The organism is Dolichospermum sp. LEGE 00246 (assembly GCF_015207865.1).
Taxonomy (GTDB): domain Bacteria; phylum Cyanobacteriota; class Cyanobacteriia; order Cyanobacteriales; family Nostocaceae; genus Dolichospermum; species Dolichospermum heterosporum.
This window is the reverse complement of sequence record NZ_JADEWA010000475.1, coordinates 1-4154: the sequence shown is the minus strand read 5'-3', so window position 1 is coordinate 4154 and position 4154 is coordinate 1. Positions and strand designations below refer to the sequence as shown.

Here is a 4154-nt window from a genome sequence, read left to right as displayed (position 1 = left end):
ACTGTAGATAAATCAAAGATTGATTCTCCTAAAAGTTCAATAATTTCTACATTTAAGTTTCTAATTTGTGCTTCTAATTTAGCATCAATTTTTCCTAGCTTGCGATTAACTTGACGGATAATTAAATTTTTTTCTCGTTCAATACCTCGTTCAATACCTTGTTCAATACCTCGTTCCATCCAGCTAGTTACTATTTGCATAACTTCCTCTTGTTCTTCTGGTATTAGTGAACCTAATTCTGTTTTAAATTTCTCTTCTTCTATTTGATTCAGTCTTAAATAACTATCAATAAACCCTGATATTAACTGCATTTTAGCAGGATTTAATTTTAAGGTGACTAACAACCTTAAACATTCTGCTTTTACTTTTGGTCTGTCTGTTACTGCTGCGGTGATTGTTTCTTGTAAATCTCGAATAACTGCAAATTTAACATTACCTGATTTTTCCTGTATAATGATCTTTTTTGATTCTTTTCTCGTTCCCATACTCTGTATGGGAATGAATTCCAGAAGGCTCTGCCTTTAATAATAAGTAGGTGAACACAATAAAACCAAACTGTGTAAAGAAACGTAAAATTGCTGAAAACTTCTTTACTCTTGCCTTGCTATAACGACAATTTTCAACGCCAACCTACTTAGTAGAGTCCTCTGTGATAGCATTCCCAGTCAGAGACTGGGAACGAGATATAGTGAGGGTTTGAGCTTAGATAGAAACTAAGCGACGTAAGGATTCAGCCCGACGTTTAGCAACGATGTTATTGGGTGCTAATTTTAGTGTTGCTTCATACATTTCTAAAGCTTGAGCATTCAATTTTTTCTTTTCGTAAGCGTGTCCGAGATTATTTAAAGCTGATACATAGTCTGGGTTCAATTTTATGGCTTCTTTGTACTGACGAATTGCTAAGTCATATTGCTCTTGAGCAAAGTAAACATATCCCAATCCGTTATAAATAGGAGCAATGGATTCTTCTCCTTCTTCTTCGGCTGCTTTGAGAGATTTTTGAAATAGGGGTATGGCTTGACTAAATACTTTTTTTTCTGAGTAGATACTAGCTAATTCATAATATTCTTGAGCCGTACCTTTTTCTTTTGTTAATTTGTTTTTTAACTTGTTCAAGGAGCTTTCAAGTTTTCGGGTTTTGAATACTTGACGAAAAACATTCACCCCAGCAAATGCAAGTAAACCAACAAAAAGTGACAGATAAATGATGACTAAATTGCTATCCATTTTCTACAAATACAAATTATTAAAATACTCTATCTATTATCAGTTATTAGGTTGTGTATTTCTCACTAAATTACTACAATCCCCAGTATTCTATCCGTTCTTTTAGCCAACCTGTAACTGTATAACGAGCGATCGCTTCATTCACGTTACGTCTTAATTCATCATACTGTGATCCTTTTGGCATCACTACAGATAGTGGCTCTGCTGACAATTTAGTTGCCAGTATGCGATATTGAGGATGTGCTTGCACCCAACCACTAAGAATACTAATATCTGCCGCAAAACCATCTACCTGATTACTTTCTATTTTCTCCCACCCTTGAGCATAGGAATCTACACTGACCAACTCAGCAGATGGTGTAAAATACTTTAAGTATCCAATTGTGCTGGAGTGGTTGAGAATAGCTATTTTCCGTTTACTTACATCTTTTAATGCTTGAATCGCTGTGTTTTTTGTAACTATTCCTGCACCGTCATAATAGTAAGGAACACTGAAGCTAACGATGCGAGAACGTGATTCTGTGGCTGTGACTCCAGCGATCGCTAAATCAACTTGCTGATTAAATACTAATGGTAAGCGATCGCTATTAGCTACCGATTGCAATTTCACAGCATCCGCTTTTCCCAGCAAATCACTAGCCAAACGTTTAGCTAAATCAATTTCTAACCCTTGTAATTTGCCCTTTTCATCCCTAAAACCTAAAGGGCGAAGATTATCCTTAACTGCCATATTTAAATAGCCTCGCTGCTGAATTTCCGCCATTGTTGCGGCAGATGCAGTTAAGTTCCCACTGAGAAGAGACAGACAAAAAATTAAGAGAATGGTAGCGGATAATACCAGATGTAACTTATTCATAATTGCTCTGCGTTTTACTCCAATTAAAAATGCCAAAAAGTTTCTTTATTTTTAATTTTCAATTTTCCGAAGTGCCATCTGTTACATCCGTTATTCATCCGTTGCCACCTTTATCCGTTAACCGAGTTAGCCAGTTCCGCAATTTTTGCGAAGCTTGCAGGATCAAGAATTGCCAATTGTGCCAACATTTTGCGGTTTAGTTCCACATTGGCCTTCTTCAAATTACCAATTAACCGGCTGTAGCTTAAACCGTGTTGTCTAGAAGCTGCGTTAATCCGCGCTATCCACAGACGGCGAAAATCACGCTTCTTCTTTTTGCGATCGCGGTAAGCACTGCGAAGTGCCTTCATTACCTGTTGGTTAGCGGTTCTAAACAAAGTTGAGTGAGAACCACGAAAACCTTTAGCTAATTTGAGAATTTTATTGCGGCGTTTACGAGCTACATTACCGCGTTTTACCCGAGTCATATCTTATTACCTGTGATCTTTTACAAATATGGAAGCATTAAGCGTACGTTAGGTTCGTCCCGTTCATGAACAACTGCCATTTTTGACATATTGCTCTTTTTACTAGAGGATTTATGCTCTAATAAATGGTTTTTGAAAGGTTTGCGGCGGACAATTTTACCGCTACCGGTGGCGCGGAATCTCTTCGCCGCAGCCTTGCGAGTCTTTAATTTAGGCATGGGATGGCTTTAATTCAACACAATCTACCATTATATATGAGAAAAGGCAAATTGTATGCCCCTTTGGCAAGATCGGCAAGGATTCCCAAAATATCTTAATTCAAGACTTGACAAGGCGAAAATTTTAGTTTACACTAATGTTAGGAGTAGAAATCTGTCCGCGCATATATATTAAACTTTTGGATTGTCTGAATCAGGATTTCCAGGATTTTAGGATTTACAGGATGTTGGTTTGCGGTGGAGATTTTCGATTTTCACTTTTTTATATGATTCTTGACATCAAGACTTGACAAGACGCGATAATTGGTTTACACTTATGTTAGGAGTGGGAATCTGTCCGCGCATATATAGTAAATTTTTGGATCGTCTGAATCAGGATTTACAGGATTTAAGGATGTACAGGATTGTGATATTATCATTACCTAAACTATCCTGATATGGCTACGCCACGCTTCGCTATCAGACAAATAAAAATATCCAACTTCCCACCAAAAATCATTCAACAACATCCTGTAAATCCTTAAATCCTGGTTATCCTGATTCAGACAATTAAACGCAGATGAACGCAGATAAACGCGGATGTTATACTAATTATTAATTTCTCTCCCATCCTGCAAATCCTGATTCTGACAATATGCAATCTTGGACACCTAACACCCCACTACAATTCTCAAAGGGATGGAGTTAGAACCAGTCAACCGTCCCCAAACTGTGCGGGAGTTTCGGGAAATTTTGGGTTTAATAAACCAAGAGGTAGAATTAAAATTCTGCGATAATTAATGTGATAAATGAGAAGATTGTTAAAAGTTGTCGGGGATCTGAAATTCTCAATTGTCAGAATCAGGATATCCAGGATTAAAGGATGTACAGGATGGTAATTTTTAGATGGTTTGTTGGTGATGAAAGTTGTATTTGTCTGAATCAGGATAACCAGGATTAAAGGATTAACAGGATGGTAATTTATAGATGGTTTAAATTATTCAAAAATAATCATTCAAAAACATCCTGAAAAATCCCCAACTTCCAAAGAAAAATCATCCAATAACATCCTGTAAATCCTCAAATCCTGAAAATCCTGATTCAGACAAATAAAAATCCCCAAATCCCCACCAAAAATCATCCAATAACATCCTGTAAATCCTCAAATCCTGAAAATCCTGATTCAGACAAATAAAAATCCCCAAATCCCCACCAAAAATCATCCAATAACATCCTGTAAATCCTCAAATCCTGAAAATCCTGATTCAGACAAATAAAAATCCCCAACTTCAAAAAAAAAATCATCCAATAACATCCTGTAAATCCTCAAATCCTGGAAATCCTGATTCAGACAAATAAAAATCACCAACTCCCCACCAAAAATCATCCAATCACATCCTGTAAATC

At 36.7% G+C, this 4154-nt stretch carries 6 protein-coding genes; all 6 read right to left on the bottom strand.

Going from position 1 to position 4154, the window contains the following annotated elements; all coding sequences use genetic code 11:
- Positions 1-485, bottom strand: a 485-nt coding sequence (locus IQ228_RS22435) for a DUF4351 domain-containing protein (protein ID WP_228044019.1), incomplete at its 3' end; no start/stop codon positions are given.
- 217 nt (positions 486-702) lie between these two features.
- Positions 703-1227, bottom strand: coding sequence for a tetratricopeptide repeat protein (locus tag IQ228_RS22430; protein WP_027401063.1), 525 nt, complete (start codon positions 1225-1227; stop codon positions 703-705).
- 73 nt (positions 1228-1300) lie between these two features.
- The gene (locus IQ228_RS22425; RefSeq protein ID WP_193964494.1) at positions 1301-2083 is read right to left on the bottom strand and encodes a transporter substrate-binding domain-containing protein; all 783 of its coding nucleotides are present in this window, start codon (positions 2081-2083) and stop codon (positions 1301-1303) included.
- 110 nt (positions 2084-2193) lie between these two features.
- On the bottom strand, positions 2194-2550 hold the full coding sequence (rplT, locus tag IQ228_RS22420; protein ID WP_015079973.1) for a 50S ribosomal protein L20: 357 nt from the start codon (positions 2548-2550) through the stop codon (positions 2194-2196).
- A 20-nt stretch (positions 2551-2570) separates the two neighbouring features.
- Positions 2571-2768: a 50S ribosomal protein L35 gene (gene rpmI, locus IQ228_RS22415; RefSeq protein ID WP_071992743.1), complete on the bottom strand. Its 198-nt coding sequence runs from the start codon at positions 2766-2768 to the stop codon at positions 2571-2573.
- A gap of 1198 nt (positions 2769-3966) precedes the next feature.
- The coding region (locus IQ228_RS26840) for a hypothetical protein (RefSeq protein ID WP_228044018.1) at positions 3967-4154 on the bottom strand (188 nt) is incomplete at its 5' end.

What these genes read in the sequence shown, in the direction of transcription:
- IQ228_RS22430 (WP_027401063.1), bottom strand. Translation starts at nt 1,227, where the DNA reads ATGGATAGCAATTTAGTCATCATTTATCTGTCACTTTTTGTTGGTTTA.
- IQ228_RS22425 (WP_193964494.1), bottom strand. Translation starts at nt 2,083, where the DNA reads ATGAATAAGTTACATCTGGTATTATCCGCTACCATTCTCTTAATTTTT.
- rplT (WP_015079973.1), bottom strand. Translation starts at nt 2,550, where the DNA reads ATGACTCGGGTAAAACGCGGTAATGTAGCTCGTAAACGCCGCAATAAA.
- rpmI (WP_071992743.1), bottom strand. Translation starts at nt 2,768, where the DNA reads ATGCCTAAATTAAAGACTCGCAAGGCTGCGGCGAAGAGATTCCGCGCC.